General features: G+C 61.1%; 12 protein-coding genes. 2 read left to right on the forward strand and 10 right to left on the reverse strand.

Annotated features, from left to right (window positions below):
* The 8 genes from mraY to coq7 form a co-directional block, all read right to left on the reverse strand.
* On the reverse strand, window positions 1–1,170 hold the full coding sequence (mraY, locus tag KHO31_RS16145; protein ID WP_201140673.1) for a phospho-N-acetylmuramoyl-pentapeptide-transferase: 1,170 nt from the start codon (window positions 1,168–1,170) through the stop codon (window positions 1–3).
* Between the two features lie 17 nt (window positions 1,171–1,187).
* On the reverse strand, window positions 1,188–2,600 hold the full coding sequence (locus KHO31_RS16150) for a UDP-N-acetylmuramoyl-tripeptide--D-alanyl-D-alanine ligase (RefSeq protein ID WP_236071271.1): 1,413 nt from the start codon (window positions 2,598–2,600) through the stop codon (window positions 1,188–1,190).
* A complete protein-coding gene (locus tag KHO31_RS16155; protein WP_211623696.1) occupies window positions 2,597–4,144 on the reverse strand; it encodes a UDP-N-acetylmuramoyl-L-alanyl-D-glutamate--2,6-diaminopimelate ligase in 1,548 nt (515 codons plus the stop codon). Before KHO31_RS16155 ends, KHO31_RS16150 begins: the two co-directional genes overlap by 4 nt.
* Window positions 4,141–6,006 carry a peptidoglycan D,D-transpeptidase FtsI family protein gene (locus KHO31_RS16160; protein WP_201076895.1) on the reverse strand — a complete coding sequence of 622 codons (1,866 nt, stop codon included), beginning with the start codon at window positions 6,004–6,006 and terminating at the stop codon, window positions 4,141–4,143. The genes KHO31_RS16155 and KHO31_RS16160 overlap by 4 nt, the downstream gene beginning before the upstream one ends.
* On the reverse strand, window positions 6,003–6,353 hold the full coding sequence (gene ftsL, locus KHO31_RS16165; RefSeq protein ID WP_201076897.1) for a cell division protein FtsL: 351 nt from the start codon (window positions 6,351–6,353) through the stop codon (window positions 6,003–6,005). Before ftsL ends, KHO31_RS16160 begins: the two co-directional genes overlap by 4 nt.
* Window positions 6,350–7,303, reverse strand: coding sequence for a 16S rRNA (cytosine(1402)-N(4))-methyltransferase RsmH (rsmH, locus tag KHO31_RS16170; protein WP_201076899.1), 954 nt, complete (start codon window positions 7,301–7,303; stop codon window positions 6,350–6,352). The genes ftsL and rsmH overlap by 4 nt, the downstream gene beginning before the upstream one ends.
* Window positions 7,304–7,318: 15 nt before the next feature.
* A complete protein-coding gene (gene mraZ, locus KHO31_RS16175) occupies window positions 7,319–7,747 on the reverse strand; it encodes a division/cell wall cluster transcriptional repressor MraZ (RefSeq protein WP_025647927.1) in 429 nt (142 codons plus the stop codon).
* Window positions 7,748–8,210: 463 nt separating this feature from the next.
* Window positions 8,211–8,843, reverse strand: a complete 633-nt coding sequence (coq7, locus tag KHO31_RS16180; RefSeq protein ID WP_201076901.1) for a 2-polyprenyl-3-methyl-6-methoxy-1,4-benzoquinone monooxygenase — start codon at window positions 8,841–8,843, stop codon at window positions 8,211–8,213.
* Window positions 8,844–9,145: 302 nt separating this feature from the next.
* Here coq7 and KHO31_RS16185 point away from each other — a divergent pair, with 302 nt between their 5' ends.
* On the forward strand, window positions 9,146–10,348 hold the full coding sequence (locus KHO31_RS16185; RefSeq protein WP_211623698.1) for a porin: 1,203 nt from the start codon (window positions 9,146–9,148) through the stop codon (window positions 10,346–10,348).
* A gap of 213 nt (window positions 10,349–10,561) precedes the next feature.
* On the opposite strand, the gene KHO31_RS16190 is transcribed toward KHO31_RS16185, so the two are convergent.
* Window positions 10,562–12,235 (reverse strand): long-chain fatty acid--CoA ligase, encoded by a 1,674-nt coding sequence (locus tag KHO31_RS16190; RefSeq protein ID WP_201076905.1) that lies wholly within the window; start codon window positions 12,233–12,235, stop codon window positions 10,562–10,564.
* A 146-nt stretch (window positions 12,236–12,381) separates the two neighbouring features.
* Window positions 12,382–14,460, reverse strand: coding sequence for a molybdopterin-containing oxidoreductase family protein (locus KHO31_RS16195; protein ID WP_211623700.1), 2,079 nt, complete (start codon window positions 14,458–14,460; stop codon window positions 12,382–12,384).
* Window positions 14,461–14,646: 186 nt separating this feature from the next.
* On the opposite strand from KHO31_RS16195, the gene KHO31_RS16200 reads away from it, so the two are divergent.
* On the forward strand, window positions 14,647–15,843 hold the full coding sequence (locus tag KHO31_RS16200; protein WP_201076909.1) for a M20 aminoacylase family protein: 1,197 nt from the start codon (window positions 14,647–14,649) through the stop codon (window positions 15,841–15,843).
* Window positions 15,844–16,087: the final 244 nt, after the last annotated feature.

A 16,087-nucleotide genomic window follows, 5' to 3' on the forward strand; every position in this document is an offset into this window, starting at 1 on the left:
TTAACGCAACTTGAGCGTGGACAAACCGAACAGACACAACATCAACGTGATGATCCAGAAACGCACGACCACCTGCGTTTCCTTCCAACCCGACAATTCGAAATGGTGATGCAGCGGCGCCATCTTGAAGAGACGCCGCCCTTCGCCGAAGCGGCGCTTGGTGAACTTGAACCACGTGACCTGCAACATCACGGAGAGCGTCTCCGCGACGAAAATGCCACCCATGATGAAGAGCACGATTTCCTGACGCACGATCACCGCGACGGTGCCGAGCGCGCCGCCTAGCGCCAATGCGCCGACGTCGCCCATGAACATCTGCGCCGGGTGCGTGTTGAACCAGAGGAACGCGAGACCTGCCCCACCCATCGCCGAACAGAAGATCAGCAACTCGCCCGCACCGGGGATATGCGGAAACAGCAGGTACTTCGAGTAGACCGAGCTACCCATCACATAAGCGAACACGCCGAGCGATGCGCCGACCAGCACGACCGGCATGATCACGAGGCCGTCGAGGCCGTCGGTGAGATTGACCGCGTTGCTCGCGCCGACGATCACCAGATACGTCAATACGATGAAGCCCCACACGCCGAGCGGATAGCTGATCGACTTGACGAACGGCAACAACAGATCGGCGCGCGCCGGCAAACCCATCGACAAACCGCTGCGTACCCACGCCATGAACAGGTCGAACACGCGTACGTTGCTCGCTTCCGATACGCTGAACGCCAGATACACCGCAGCGAACAGACCGATGACCGACTGCCAGAAATACTTTTCGCGCGACGACATCCCGCGCGGGTCCTTGTAGACCACCTTGCGGTAATCGTCGACCCAGCCGATCACGCCGAAGCCGAACGTGACCAGCATCACGATCCAGATGAAGCGGTTCGTCAGGTCGGCCCACAACAGCGTCGCCACGGCAATGCCGAGCAAAATCAGCACGCCGCCCATAGTAGGTGTACCGGATTTGACGAGGTGCGATTGCGGACCGTCTTTACGAACGGCCTGGCCGACCTTCATCGCGGTCAGCTTGCGGATCACCGCCGGGCCACAGACGAGCCCGATCAGCAGCGCGGTGATGGTAGCCATCACCGCACGGAAAGTCAGATAACTGAACACGCGCAAGAAGCTTGCGTCATTCTGCAGCCATTGCGCCAGCGCCAGTAGCATGCTTCGGTCCTTCTATTTCAATGTGCGGCGGGCGTGTTGCCCGCAGCGTTGGGTTGTGGACTCGTTACGGCGTCCACCACGCGTTCCATTTGCATGAAGCGCGAGCCTTTCACGAGAAGCGTTGCAGCAGCGCCGAAACCCGCTTGCTGCAATTGCGCGACCAGCGTGCCGATATCGGCCACGTGATGCGCGCCCGTGCCATACGCGGTGCAGGCGTCGCGCGAGGCGTCGCCCATGGCGTACAGCGAGTCGATGCCACGTTCTTTGGCGTAGGCACCGATTTCGCGGTGAAACGCCGGGCCGTTGTCGCCGACTTCGCCCATGTCGCCCATCACCAGCACGCGCGGTGACTCGCACGAGGCGAGCACGTCGATCGCGGCGCGCATCGAGTCGGGATTCGCGTTGTAGGTGTCGTCGATCACAGTTGCGCCAGCGAGTGTGCCGAGCGCTGCGCGCTTCACCTGCAAACGCCCCTTCACGGCGCCGAACGATTCGAGGCCGCGCTTGATCGCGTCGAGCGACACGCCTGCGGCAAGTGCGGCCGACGTCGCGGCCAACGCGTTGTGCGCGTTGTGGTTGCCCAGTACTTGCAGCGTCACATCGACGTGGCCTTCCGGCGTGTCGATGCTCAGAACATTGCCCGCGAACGTGCCGGTTACGGCGGCTTCGGTCACGCGCTCGGGGGCATTCAAAGCGAAATCGATGATGCGATTGCCGGTTGCCGCGACGCGCCAGATGCTTGCGTATGCATCGTCAGCCGGGAACACGGCGACGCCTTCTGGCGTGAGCGCGTGAATCACGCTCGCATGTTCGAGCGCGACGGCTTCGACCGTCGCCATGAATTCCTGATGCTCGCGCTGTGCGTTGTTCACCACCGCGACCGTCGGCTCGGCGATCTTCGCGAGCAGCGAGGTTTCGCCCGGATGGTTCATGCCGAGTTCGACCACCGCCAGTTGATGCGCGGCGTGCAGACGGAACAGCGTGAGCGGCAAGCCGATATCGTTGTTGAAGTTGCCGGCAGTCGCGAGGCGTGCGTCCCCGCCGACCGCGGCGGCAAAGATCGACGCGATCATTTCCTTGACCGTCGTCTTGCCATTGCTGCCCGTCACGGCGACGAGCGGCATGCTGAAATTGCGCCGCCAGCCACGCGCGAGTGCGCCGAGCGCGACACGCGTATCGGCCACGCGCAAAGCGGGCACGTGCCAGTCGTCAGGCGTGCGCGTCACCAGCGCTGCCGTGACATTGCGCGACGCCACGTCCGGCAGAAAGTCGTGCGCGTCGAAACGATCACCCTTGATCGCGACGAACAGGTCGCCCGGACCGGCGCTCCGGCTATCGGTCGAAACACGTTCGAACGTAACGCTATCGTCACCCAGCACGGTTGCGCCGGGAATCAACGTGGCGGCTTCACGCAGCGAGAACATCTTCACTCGCCACCTCCGCGTGCGTGCGTCGCCCGTGCGGCGAGCGCAAGGCGAGCGTGGTCCTGATCGGAGAAAGCGCGTTTCTTGCCCATGATTTCCTGTGTTGCTTCATGCCCCTTGCCGGCCAGCACGATGACGTCTTCGCGCGCGGCGCAGCGGATCGCTTGCAGGATCGCGCTCGCGCGGTCCTCGATACGGCGCGCTTTCGACGCGTCTTTCATGCCTGCGGCGATCTGCTCGATGATCGATTGCGGATTTTCGCTGCGCGGGTTGTCGCTCGTCACAACGACGCCGTCGGCAAGCTTCTCGGCGATCGCGCCCATCAGCGGACGCTTGGTTGCGTCACGGTCTCCGCCACAACCGAACATGCAGATCAGTTCGCCGCCGCGTGCGGCCGCCATCGGGCGCAATGCTTCGAGGGTCTTTTCCAGCGCGTCCGGCGTGTGTGCATAGTCGATCACGACGAGCGGCTCGTCGTTCTGCAAGCGGCCGCCGAGGCGTTGCATGCGACCATTCACCGGCTCGAGCTTCGCGAGTTCGGCGAGCGCCGCGTCGAACGGCACGTCGGCGGCGAGCAATGCGCCGAGTACACCGAGCAGATTGCTGACGTTGAATGCGCCGAGCGTTTGCACCTCGACTTCGGCGTTGCCCCAGTCGGACGTGGTCAGATGAAACGCGGTGCCGGTCGCCGTTGCGCGCACGTTCGACGCGAGCAACAACGCGTCGGCTTGCGGCGCGTCTTTGAGGGCTTCGTCGAGACCGTAGGCGATCGTGCGTGCATGGCCCTTCGTGCTCGCGAGCAGGCGGCGGCCGGCGGCATCGTCGCGGTTAATCACCGCAGCGCGCAATGCCGGCCAGGCGAACAGACGCGCCTTGGCGGCTTCGTAAGCTTCGAACGTGCCGTGATAGTCGAGGTGATCTTGCGTGAGATTCGTGAACACGGCGATGTCGAACGCCGTGCCGTTCACGCGGCCTTGATGCAACGCATGCGACGACACTTCCATCGCCACCGCTTGAGCACCCGCGTCGCGCAGCTGCGCGAGACTGCGTTGCAGCTGCGGCGCGTCGGGCGTCGTGAAACCGGTATGTACGAGTTGCCCCGGCAAACCGGTGCCGAGCGTACCGATGATCGCGCAACGTTTGCCGAGCGCGGTCAACGCCGCCGAGATCCATTGGCTGCAGGAGGTCTTGCCGTTCGTACCGGTGATGCCGATCGCCAGCATGCCGTCGCTCGGATCGTTATACCAGGCGCTCGCAATCGAACCGGCGAGTTCGTTCAACGCCGGCACGGCCAGGGTCGTGGTCGGATCGATCGCGCCGCTAAAGCCTTCGGGCTGAACCAGTACGGCTGCCGCGCCACGCTCGATCGCACCGTCGATGAACGGGCGGTTGTCCGCGCCGTCGACCGCATAGGCGAAAAACGCGTCGCCCGCCGCAAGCGAGCGCGTGTCGGCATGCAGATGCGCGCCTGGCTGCACGCGAGCGTGCAGCCAGTTGAGTGCTTCGGCGATTTGCCGGTGCGCTGGATGCTTCTGACGCAGCGCGCTCATCGCACAACTCCGGGATGGCTTTTCGCGTTGGCGGAAATCGTCATCTTCTTCGCGCCACCGCTGGTGGAAAGTTTCTTGACCGTTGCGGGCGAGGGCGGTGCGCTCGGCGCGGCAGGCGCCGAATCGTCCGACACGACCATCTGTTTGACGGGCATATCCGGCGGCACATTCAGCGAACGCAGCGTATCGCCGGCGATCGCCGAGAACACCGGACCGGACACCTGACCGCCGAAGTGGCTACCCGCCGTCGGTTCGTCGACCGACACGGCAACGACGATGCGCGGATTCGGCATCGGCGCCATGCCGACGAACGAAGCGCGGTACTTGGAGTGGTCGTAGCCGTGAGCACCGTGCTTGTATGCGGTACCGCTCTTGCCGCCGACGCGATAGCCCGGCACGGCCGCATCCGGCGACGTGCCGCCCGGCGCCGTGACGGTTTCGAGCATCGCGCGCACTTCGCGAGCAGTGGTGGGCGCGAAAATCTGCGGGCCCGTTGCCGGCTGATCGCCCGGCGTGCGGAAAATCGATACCGGCATGATCTCGCCGTCATGCGCGATCGCCGTGTACGCGCGGCCCAACTGGAACAGCGACACCGACAAGCCGTAGCCGTACGACATGGTCGCCTGTTCGATACGGCGCCAGCTCTTCCACGGACGCAAACGACCGGCGGCCGCGCCCGGGAAGCCGACCTTCGGCGCCTGGCCGAGACCGATGCTGGTGTACATGTTCCACATCTCTTCGGGCTTGAGCTGCATGGCGATCTTCGTCGCGCCGATGTTGCTCGACTTCTGGATCACGCCGCCCACCGTCAGCACGCCGAACGCGCTGTCGTCGGTAATCGGCGCACCGTCGAGCACGAAACGGCCGCCGCCTGTATCAACCAGTGTAGTCGGCGTGACGCGGTGCAGATCGAGCGCGAGCGACACCGTGAACGGCTTCATGATCGAGCCCGGCTCGAAGGTGTCCGTGAGAATGCGGTTGCGCAGCTGATCGCCCGTGAGGTGCGAACGGTCGTTCGGGTTGTACGTCGGGTAGTTAACTAGCGCCAGCACTTCGCCGGTCCGCACGTCGATCACCATCGCCGCGCCGGCCTTCGCCTTGAATTTCTCGACGGCCGCTTTCAGGTTCGTATAAGCGATGTACTGAATCTTGCTGTCGATCGAGAGATCGACGTCCTGCCCGTTGTGCGGCACGACCTGCTCGTCCACATCTTCGATGATGTGGCCCATGCGGTCTTTAATGACGCGGCGGCTGCCCGACATGCCGGCCAGCAACTTCTGGTCCCCGAGTTCGACGCCTTCCTGGCCTTCGTCTTCCACATTGGTGAAGCCGATCAGGTGAGCCGTGATTTCGCCTTCCGGATAGAAGCGCTTGTACTCGTCGCGCGCATAAATGCCGGGGATATCCAGCGCCGTGACTTTCGCGGCGACGTCCACCGGTACCTGGCGCTTCACGTAGACGAAGTTCTTGTCTTCCGACAACTTGGCGCGCAACTCCTTGTTCGTCATGTCGAGCAGCTTGCCGAGCGCGGTCAGCTTGTCGGCGCCCAGGTCGTCCGGCACCGAATCAGGAATCGCCCAGATGGCGCGCACCGGCAGACTCGTGGCGAGCACGAGGCCGTTGCGGTCGAGAATCTTGCCGCGCGTGGCCGGCAATTCGAGGCGGCGCTGATAGCGGATTTCACCCTGCTTCTGATAGAACGCGTTGCCCGGGCCCTGAATCCAGAAGGCGCGTGCGGTCAGCGCAACAAACGCCATGAACAGCATGAACACGACGAGTTTCGAGCGCCACATTGGCAGGCGCACCGACAAGATCGGATTCGCCGAAAAGGCGACGCTTTTGCGAGCCGACGATTTTTTCATCGCACGCCTCCGCGACGGGTCGCAACCGGCGCCGAGGCAGGGCCGGAAGTCGGGATCGGCGCGTCCTCAGCCTTGGCGGTGCCGGGGTCGAGCGTCAGGTACTGGGTGCGCCCGGTTGTGACCGATTGCATCTTCAGAGAATCAGTGGCGATCTGCTCGATGCGCGAAGTCTTGGACAACGCGCTCTGCTGATATTGGAGCTGTGAATAATCCTGCTGCAGCTGACGCTCCTGCGATTGCGCGCGCTGCAACTGGATAAAGATCTGGCGCTGCTGATTGGTTGCGTTGACGACAGATAAAGCGCAGCCCATCACAATCATCAGCAGGAAGATATTGAGGCGACTCATGGTGCAATCCGCTCCGCCACACGCATCACGGCAGAACGGGCGCGCGGGTTCGCGGCGACTTCAGCGTCGCTTGCGAACACGCGGCCGATGATTTTGAGCGGGGGGCTCGGCAGATCGACGGCACGGATCGGCAGACGGCGATCGACCGCAGGCGTACTGGCGTGCGCCTGCATGAATCGCTTGACGATCCGGTCCTCGAGCGAATGAAAGCTGATGACCACCAGCCGCCCCCCTTGCTCCAACAGCGACAACGCTGCTTCTAAAACGACTTGCAGCTCCGCAAGCTCTTGATTGATGTGAATCCGTATAGCTTGAAAGGTGCGGGTTGCCGGATCCTTGCCCTTCTCACGGGTTTTGACGACGTTAGCCACGATTTGGGCAAGCTCGCCCGTGCTGACGAGAGGCCCAAGACGGTCGGACTCTGCCCGGCGAGCAACAAGCGCCTTTGCAATCTGAAAAGCAAACCGTTCTTCCCCATAATCTCGTATCACCTCCGTCAGTTCCTGCACCGTGGCCCGTGCCAGCCAGTCAGCAGCAGACTCGCCGCGTGTCGGGTCCATCCGCATGTCGAGCGGGCCGTCGGCGCGGAAACTGAAACCCCGCTCCGGATCGTCGACTTGCGGCGACGACACGCCCAGATCCAGCAAAACGCCCGACACCCGCCCTACCCCGCGCTCCGCAATTGCGTCACGCAGCGAAGCAAAGCTCTCGTGCACGATGCCAAAGCGCGGATCCACAATCTGCTGAGCCGTAGCGATGGCGAGCGGGTCTTTGTCGAACGCAATCAGACGCCCCGACTCACCCAGCTTCTCCAGCACCAGGCGGCTATGACCGCCGCGCCCGAACGTACCGTCCACATAAACGCCGTCCGCGCGCGTAACCAGCGCGCTGACCGCTTCTTCCAGCAGCACCGTGCGATGCTGCAATTCGTTTCTCATCGCAGGTGCCATATATGTAGTCCGCGATCAGAACGTGAAATTCTTTAACGCTTCGGGCATGCCCTCGGCGATCGCTGCCTGTTCCTTTGCTGCGTAAATTTGTGCGTCCCACAATTCAAAGTGACGACCCATGCCGAGCAAGTTCACTTCTTTCTCCAGCGAGCCCGCCGCGCGCAATTCCGGCGACACGAGCACGCGGCCCGCACCGTCCATATCGACGTCCATGGCATTGCCGAGAAAAATGCGCTTCCACCAGGCCGCGTTCATAGGCAGCTTGTCGACCTTGTCGCGGAAGATCTCCCACTCCGGGCGCGGAAAGAGCAACAGGCAGCCGTCCGGGTGCTTGGTGATCGTCACCCGGCCCTCTGCCTGTGTTTGCAGCGCATCCCGATAGCGAGAGGGAATCGACATCCGCCCTTTCGCATCGAGCGTCAGCGCCGACGCCCCTTGGAACACTTCGCTCTCCCTGTCGACCGGAGTTAGCGCTTTAGCGCTTTACTCCGGTCCCATGCAACATAGTTGCTCGCGGCGTTTTTGCGCCGGCTGCCCGATTCGTGAAAATCTACCCGAAACCGCCTGTGAGATCACACAAAAATACACTTTCTCACACTGTCTCCCACTTTAGAGGAACGCTAAACGGGGGTCAAGGGAGATACGCGCTTTTCGAGCGAATTTTGTTTGTTAGAACAAGGACTTAGCGTGACTCCTTCACGTCAGACATAAAACGGAAAACCGTTATAAATGAATGAGCTAGTGAAACTTGTGAAGGTGATACGTGAAAAGTGCGAGGGAAAGGCGCGGAATGTAAGAGATCGTGAAGCGGGATCGGGAGGTGTTTGCTGGCGTTCCGGGCATTTCGGGCGGACGGCGCGTGAGGCGCCGTCCCACACTCAGGCGATGCGTGAGCAGAGGTCCCGACTTATATGTAATAGGCGGTGCGTGTCATGACTTTCGATACTGCACGCATCAGCGCGCGCGCGGGGAACGGCAACTCGACGCCGCCTGCGTCCATAGCCGATTTACCGTGTTCCACTTCGTCCACGCGCATCTGTTCGACGATCGCGCGCGACTCACGGTCTGCCGCAGGTAATTGATCCAGATGGCTATCCAGATGCTGTTCGACCTGACGCTCGGTTTCGGCCATGAAGCCGAGACTCACCCGATCACCCAGGCGGCCTGCTGCGAGGCCAATTGCCAATGCACCTGTATACCAGAGCGGATTCAACAGACTTGGACGCGAATCGAGCGCTTCGAGGCGTTTGGCGGTCCACGCCAGATGATCCTCTTCTTCGATGGCAGCATGATTAAACACGGCCCGCAAAGACGGCGACCGGGTAGCGAGTTTCTGAGCCTGGTAAAGCGCCTGCGCGCACACCTCACCGACGTGGTTCACACGCATCAAGCCGGCCGCATGTGCGCGCTCCGCCGGCGAGAGTTCGATAGGCTCCGCCGCCGATTCTTGCGGAATCGGCAATGGACGACTCATCCGCGACACGCCGGTCATTGAGCGTAAACCCCGATCAAACTCGCTAATCAACTCGTCCAGAAACATTCAGCACCCCCTGATTCGACAACCGCCTCGCCGCACTGGTAGCCCCGTGCGACAAGGCTTTGCGGGGCAAAACCGGCTTCACGGAGACCTTGAATTCAAACGATTCTGGCGGCCAATTTCTGATTTTAGACCATGTTGCGTAAACGAAACAGGACTCGTCCTGGCCGTCTCCTTTTTCTTTGTGCCATGTATGCCTTTTGTTACATTACGTGCAACTTCTCGCGAAGTTGGACAAGCAAGGCCTCAACGCTAGACAAATATTCGCCTTGTACAAAAGATTCGTAATCCTTGGAGATCATTCGATGAAAAAGTCGCTTCTCGCTCTCGCCGCACTGGGCGCATTTGCAGGCGTCGCTCATGCTCAGAGCAGCGTGACCCTGTACGGTATCATTGACGAAGGCTTCAACATCAACACCAACTCGGGTGGCAAGCACCTGTACAACCTGTCCAGCGGCGTTCTGCAAGGTTCGCGTTTCGGCCTGCGCGGCACGGAAGATCTGGGCGGCGGTCTGAAGGCAATCTTCGTGTTGGAAAACGGCTTTGACGTGAACACCGGCAAGCTGGGTCAAGGCGGCCTGATGTTCGGTCGTCAAGCTTACGTCGGCCTGTCGAGCCAGTTCGGTACGGTCACGCTGGGTCGTCAGTACGACTCCGTGGTTGACTACGTCGGTCCGCTGGAAGCCGGTGACCAATGGGGCGGCTACATCGCTGCTCACCCGGGCGACGTCGACAACTTCAACAACGCGTACCGCACCAACAACACGGTTAAGTACACGAGCGCGAACTACAACGGCCTGACGTTCGGCGGCACGTACAGCTTCGGCGGCCAGGCAGGCAACTTCTCCGGCAACCAGATCTGGTCGTTGGGCGCTGGCTACAACAATGGTCCGTTGGCCTTGGGCGTCGGCTACTTGAACGCACGCACCCCGGCAGCTTCGGGCGGCCTGTTCAATAACGGCGGCACGATCGCGCCGAACACGTTTGCTACGCCCACGGCCGCCGCCAACTTCGCCGTGACGTCGCCGGTTTATGCCAGCTACGCTTCGGCTAACACGTACCAGGTGGTCGGTGCGGGTGGTGCATACACGTTCGGCGCCGCAACAATTGGCCTGACGTACTCGAACATCAAGTTCTCAAACCTGGGCATGGCGTTCGCACAGCCGGACGTCAAGGGTCAATCGGCTACGTTTAACAACGCGGAACTCAACTTCAAGTATCAGTTGACCCCGGCATTGCTGATCGGCGCTGCATATGACTACACGCGCGGCGCGAGCATCGACGGCGCATCGACTGCCCAGTACCACCAAGGCGCAGTCGGCGTGGACTACTTCCTGTCCAAGCGTACCGACGTGTACGTGACCGGCGTGTACCAACACGCTCTGGGCGAAGTGCTGAATCAAGCTGGCACTGGTGTGGTCGACGCAACGGCAGGCATCAACGGCCTGACGGGTTCGTCGAACCAGAACCAGTTCACGGCTCGCATCGGCATCCGCCACAAGTTCTAATAAGTCGTAATAAAGCTGTTTGCCTCAAAGGCGCCTTCGGGCGCCTTTTTTTATGGCCGCACGCTGCGTAGGTCGACTGGTTTGCGTGGAGACGACGGCTCAAAGAGAAAAGCCCGGCCGACTTTCGTCTGCCGGGCCTTTCTCTTTTTTCCCGCTATGCGTTACTTCGTGTCGGCGCTGTTCAGGCAGATGGGCTTGATGCGCATGACACGCTTAAGCCCGGCCGTCGCGCAACTCGCGACGCAGAATCTTGCCGACATTGCTCTTGGGCAGTTCAGTACGGAATTCGACGATCTTCGGCCGCTTGTAGCCGGTCAACTGCGTTTTGCAGTAGGTGAAGATGTCCGCATCCGTAAGCGCCTGGTCCTTTTTCACGACGAACAGCTTTACCGCTTCGCCCGAATGCTGATCCGGCACGCCGACTGCGGCGACTTCGAACACCCCTGGCATCTTGGCGACCACATCTTCGATCTCGTTCGGATAGACGTTGAAGCCGGAGACCAGAATCATGTCCTTCTTCCGGTCGACGATCTTTACGAACCCATTTTCGTTCATCAAGCCAACATCGCCCGATTTGAAAAAGCCATCCGGCGTCATGACCTTGGCCGTTTCGTCCGGGCGGTTCCAGTAGCCCGCCATCACCTGCGGGCCGCGGATGCAGATTTCGCCGGGCTGGCCAAGCGGCACCTCGTTGCCTTCGTCATCGCGAATCGAGATTTCCGTCGACGGCAACGGCAAACCGATCGTGCCGCTATATTCCGTGACGGTAACCGGATTACAGGTGACGCATGGCGACGTTTCCGACAGACCGTAGCCCTCGATGATCGGCGTATGCGTAAGCTCGAACCAGCGTTTGGCGACGGCTTCCTGCACCGCCATACCGCCGCCATTTGCTGCAATCAGCTTCGAAAAATCAAGTTTGTGGAAGTCCGGGCTGTTCAGCATCGCGTTGTACAGCGTGTTGACAGCGGGAATCGTCGTGATCGGATAGCCCTCCAGCGCCTTGATCATGCCGGGGATGTCGCGCGGATTTGGAATCAGCACGCCGAGGCCGCCGGTACGGATCGTCAACAGCCCGCAGACCGTCAGCGCAAAGACGTGATAAAGCGGTAATGCGACAACCGTAATGAACTGGTCGATGTCCGTGCGGTTAGCACGAACCGGATCGAGCCAGATTTCCGACTGCAGCACATTGGCGATCAGGTTCCGATGCAACAGCGTTGCGCCTTTGGCCACGCCGGTCGTACCGCCCGTGTACTGTAGAAACGCGACGTCGTCCGGGCCTTGCTGGACCGGCTTGAAACTCTGGCGGCTACCCTCGGCAATCGCCGTGTTGAACTTGACGTGACCCGGCAGACTCCACGCCGGCACCATCTTCTTCACGCGCCGCACGACAAAGTTCACCAGCGCGCCCTTCACACCCATCAGATCGCCCATTGCGGCGACGACGACGTGCTTGACCGACGTATTGCGCACGATCGCCTGCAGCGTGGTAGCGAAATTTTCGAGCAGGATGATCGCTTCCGCGCCGCTGTCCTTGAGTTGATGCTCGAGCTCCCGCGGGGTGTAAAGCGGGTTCACGTTCACCACTACATAGCCCGCGCGCAAGATCGCCGCAATCGCCACCGGATATTGCAGCACGTTCGGCATCATGATCGCGATGCGCGCGCCGCGGGCAAGGCCCTTCGACTGAAACCACGCGGCAAGCTTGCGCGAAAGCGCGTCCAGCTCGCCGTAGCTGATCTCCTTGCCCATGCAGACGAACGCCGGTTTGGTGCGGTGGTCGCGGAAGGCTTCTTCGAGCAGTTCGGCGACGGACGAATAGCGGGTCGGGTCAATCTCTGCGGGAACGCCGGGCGGATAAGATTTCAGCCAGATTTTGTCCATGCAGCGTCTCCTCATTATTTTCGAATGGTCGTGCTAAAAACGCATCGTAGCATGGGCACCCCGTTGCTATTCGCGAAAAGCGGCTGGGTTAGACTGCAGCCTCGAACCCTTTGAGGGCCGCAGCTGCAAGATTTTTGAGCGTGTTTTCAGGCGCGCTCGACTTCGACGAGGCAGTCGTAGAATGTGGCCGATCCACCCAGATCGGTGAGCGCCTGGCTGGTGACCTGGTTGGCGTTGCGGCCGTCGGGCGCGAGCTTCTTCCACCAGATCGACAGGCCGACCACGAGCCCTTCGCGTGCCTTGTCGGTGACACGGGCGCGCGCCTGCATCGAGCCGCGATCGTTGAATATGCGCACCTGTTCACCGTCGGCGATGTTTCGCTGCTGCGCGTCGACCGGGTGGATATCCAGGTGCGGCTCGCCTTCCGTCGAGCGCAGACTTTCGATGTTCACAAAGGTGCTGTTCAGAAAGTTACGGGCAGGCGGCGAGATCATCGCAAGTGGATAACGGGCGGCTAGGTCGGGCGCGCCGTCGGCGGATTCGTAAGGCGGCAGATAGTCCGGCAGCGGATCGAGCCCTTGCTGCGCGAGGCGCTCGCTGAAGAACTCACATTTACCTGACGGCGTACGAAAGCCGCCGTCGGCGAATGGCGCATCAGGAAGGTTCAGCTCTGCCCAGCCGGTTTGCTTTAGCGAGTCCCAACTGACACCTTCGAGCGTTTTGTCGTTCCAGCGGAATGCCGACTGTGCGATAACGTCATCGCTTTCGTAGAGCGCCGGCTCCTGCAGACCCATGTGGCGCGCCAGGCCACGAAAGATCTCCGTGTTCGGGCGCGCATCGCCGACCGGCGCGATCGCCGGCAGGTTGACCATCACGTGCGTATGCCCGTACGACTTATGCACGTCGAGGTGCTCGAGTTGTGTCGTGGCAGGCAGAAGCAGATCGGCGTAGTCCGCGGTGTCAGTCTGGAAGTGCTCGAGCACGATCGTGAACAGGTCTTCACGTGCAAATCCCGCAGCGACCCGTTCCGAGTCCGGTGCGACCGCCACCGGATTGGAGTTATAGACAATGATCGCTTCGACTTTCGGGCCGAACGCGGCGTCGCCCGCGTGCATCAACGCGTCGCCGATTGCGTTCATGTTGATGACGCGCGAAGCCGTGGCGGGCCAGCCTGGCATCAGGTCTGGACGCTGCAACGCGTGCGAATCCACCGGCGCCCACCCACCCGATGACAACAACACGCCACCCGCCCGCTCGCGCCATGCGCCGGTCAGCGAAGGTAAGCAAGCGATTGCGCGCACAGCGTTACCGCCGCCACGCACCCGCTGCAGGCCATAGTTCATCCGGATCGCGGCCTTTTTCGTGCTGCCGTAAAGGCGCGCAAGATCGACGACCACCTGCTCGTCGACTCCGCAAATTTGAGCGACACGTGATGGCGGATAACTGAGCGCCCGCGTCTTGAGTTCATCGAAACCAAGCGTATGGGCGGCAATGTAGGCGTGATCAAGCAGATTTTCCGTGATCAACACGTTGATCATGCCGAGCGCTAAAGCACCGTCGGTTCCGGGTTTCAGTGCAATGTGCTGGTGGCATTTTTCCGCCGTCAGCGACCGGTACGGATCAATCGCGATCAGCCGTGCACCGCGACGCTTGGCTTCCTGGGCGCGCGTCCAGAAGTGCAGGTTCGAAGCGATGGGATTCGAGCCCCAGATCAGGATCACTTCGCTTTCGGCGAAAAACTCGGTACGCATGCCGAGGCTGGCGCCGTAGGTGTATTTCAGCCCCGCCGCACCGGCGGCTGCACAAATCGTACGGTCTAACTGTGATGCTCCGAGTGTGTGAAAGAACCGCTGCGCAATGCTGTCGCCCTGAACCAGACCCATCGTGCCGGCGTAGCTGTACGGCATGACGGCTTCCGGCACTCGGCTCACGATCTCCGACAGCCGTGCTGCGGCTAGCTTGAACGCCTCGTCCCAGCTAATCGCTTCAAAGCGGCCTTCGCCTTTGCGACCGACGCGCTTCATCGGTGTCGTCAACCGATGCGGATGGTGCACCCGCTCGGCATAGCGGCTGACCTTGGCACATAGCGCGCCTTGGGTCGGAGGATGATCGGGATCGCCGACGACCTTGATCACCCGTCCACCCTCGATGGTCACGCGCATCGCACAGGTATCAGGGCAATCGTGCGGGCACACCGCGCGGGCGAATTCAGTCGGAGCATTCATCGGCGGGCCGTCCAGGAGAGCAGTAAGCGGTGGGGTGATCCCGAATTTTATTACGTCCGTTGCTCGCTGACCTGCATGGTGCCGCCAAAAATGCCTTCGGCGTAGAATCAGTTATCAACGTGCCCGGGCGATATGGCCCCGAGCGATTCCACGCAAAGCTAAGCACAAGCGCACCACCATCCCATCATGAAACTGATCCCGGAAATCCAGGCCGCCCACGGCGAAATTCAAACCCTGCGGCGAACGATTCATGCGCACCCCGAGTTGCGTTACGAAGAAACAGCAACAGCGGATCTGGTTGCCAGGACACTTGAGTCCTGGGGCATCGAAACTCATCGCGGATTGGGCAAAACGGGCGTAGTCGGCGTACTGAAGCGCGGCAACGGATCGCGCGCAATTGGCCTGCGCGCCGACATGGATGCGCTGCCAATTCAGGAGCTAAACAGCTTCGACCATCGCTCACAGAACGACGGCAAGATGCACGCGTGTGGCCATGACGGACATACCGCGATGCTGCTCGGCGCGGCGCGACATCTGGTCAAGCACGGCGATTTTGACGGCACGATTGTGTTCATCTTTCAGCCGGCAGAAGAAGGCGGTGCCGGCGCACAGGCAATGATTGACGATGGCCTGTTCACGAAGTTTCCGGTCGATGCAGTTTTCGGAGTTCACAACTGGCCAGGCATGCCGGCCGGCCACTTCGGCGTGACCGACGGCCCGATCATGGCATCCAGCAACGAATTTCGCATTGAAATCAAAGGCGTGGGTTCGCACGCGGCGTTGCCGCACAACGGTCGCGACCCCGTGTTCACGGCGGTTCAGATCGCGAACGGGCTACAGAGCATCATCACGCGAAACAAGAAGCCACTCGATACCGCAGTACTGTCGATCACGCAGATCCACGCCGGCGACGCCGTCAATGTCGTCCCGGACGATGCTTGGATCGCCGGTACCGTGCGGACTTTTACCACCGAAACGCTCGACCTGATCGAAGCACGGATGCGCAAGATCGCCGAGAGCACTGCCGAGGCCTACGATTGCTCGGTCGATATCCACTTCCATCGCAATTATCCGCCGACCATCAACAGTAGCGAGGAGACCCGCTTCGCAGCGGCGGTTATGAAGGAAATTGTCGGAGCGGAAAATGTCAACGACGCGGTCGAACCGACAATGGGCGCCGAGGATTTTTCGTTCATGCTGCTGGCGAAGCCGGGCTGTTACGCATTTCTCGGCAATGGCGACGGTGGGCACCGTGACTCTGGGCATGGTGCCGGGCCTTGCATGCTGCATAACGCGAGCTATGACTTCAACGACGAGCTATTGCCGATCGGCTCAACGTACTGGGTACGGTTAGCAGAACGATTCCTGGCACAAGGGGAATAGAGGCAGTTGGTTATACGTGAAGCGGCGATTTCCGCATCGTCGCTTCGTAAGCACTACGCGTATCGATGCACAGCTTTACCGATGTACTGCGCCAGTCCGGCGAGAGCTTACGAGTCGTTGATTTTTTCTGGCCGTAAACGCAGAAACCCCGCCTTTGAGGGCGGGGTTTCTGGACATGCGTGGGAGCCTGACGATTACCTACTTTCACACGGGAATCCGCACTATCATCGGCGTGGAGTCGTTT

The organism is Paraburkholderia domus (assembly GCF_905220705.1).
GTDB classification, from domain to species: domain Bacteria; phylum Pseudomonadota; class Gammaproteobacteria; order Burkholderiales; family Burkholderiaceae; genus Paraburkholderia; species Paraburkholderia domus.

What these genes read in the sequence shown, in the direction of transcription:
- KHO31_RS16200 (WP_201076909.1), top strand. Translation starts at nt 14,647, where the DNA reads ATGAAACTGATCCCGGAAATCCAGGCCGCCCACGGCGAAATTCAAACC.
- mraY (WP_201140673.1), bottom strand. Translation starts at nt 1,170, where the DNA reads ATGCTACTGGCGCTGGCGCAATGGCTGCAGAATGACGCAAGCTTCTTG.
- KHO31_RS16195 (WP_211623700.1), bottom strand. Translation starts at nt 14,460, where the DNA reads ATGAATGCTCCGACTGAATTCGCCCGCGCGGTGTGCCCGCACGATTGC.
- KHO31_RS16190 (WP_201076905.1), bottom strand. Translation starts at nt 12,235, where the DNA reads ATGGACAAAATCTGGCTGAAATCTTATCCGCCCGGCGTTCCCGCAGAG.
- KHO31_RS16185 (WP_211623698.1), top strand. Translation starts at nt 9,146, where the DNA reads ATGAAAAAGTCGCTTCTCGCTCTCGCCGCACTGGGCGCATTTGCAGGC.
- KHO31_RS16155 (WP_211623696.1), bottom strand. Translation starts at nt 4,144, where the DNA reads ATGAGCGCGCTGCGTCAGAAGCATCCAGCGCACCGGCAAATCGCCGAA.
- ftsL (WP_201076897.1), bottom strand. Translation starts at nt 6,353, where the DNA reads ATGAGTCGCCTCAATATCTTCCTGCTGATGATTGTGATGGGCTGCGCT.
- rsmH (WP_201076899.1), bottom strand. Translation starts at nt 7,303, where the DNA reads ATGGCACCTGCGATGAGAAACGAATTGCAGCATCGCACGGTGCTGCTG.
- KHO31_RS16160 (WP_201076895.1), bottom strand. Translation starts at nt 6,006, where the DNA reads ATGAAAAAATCGTCGGCTCGCAAAAGCGTCGCCTTTTCGGCGAATCCG.
- coq7 (WP_201076901.1), bottom strand. Translation starts at nt 8,843, where the DNA reads ATGTTTCTGGACGAGTTGATTAGCGAGTTTGATCGGGGTTTACGCTCA.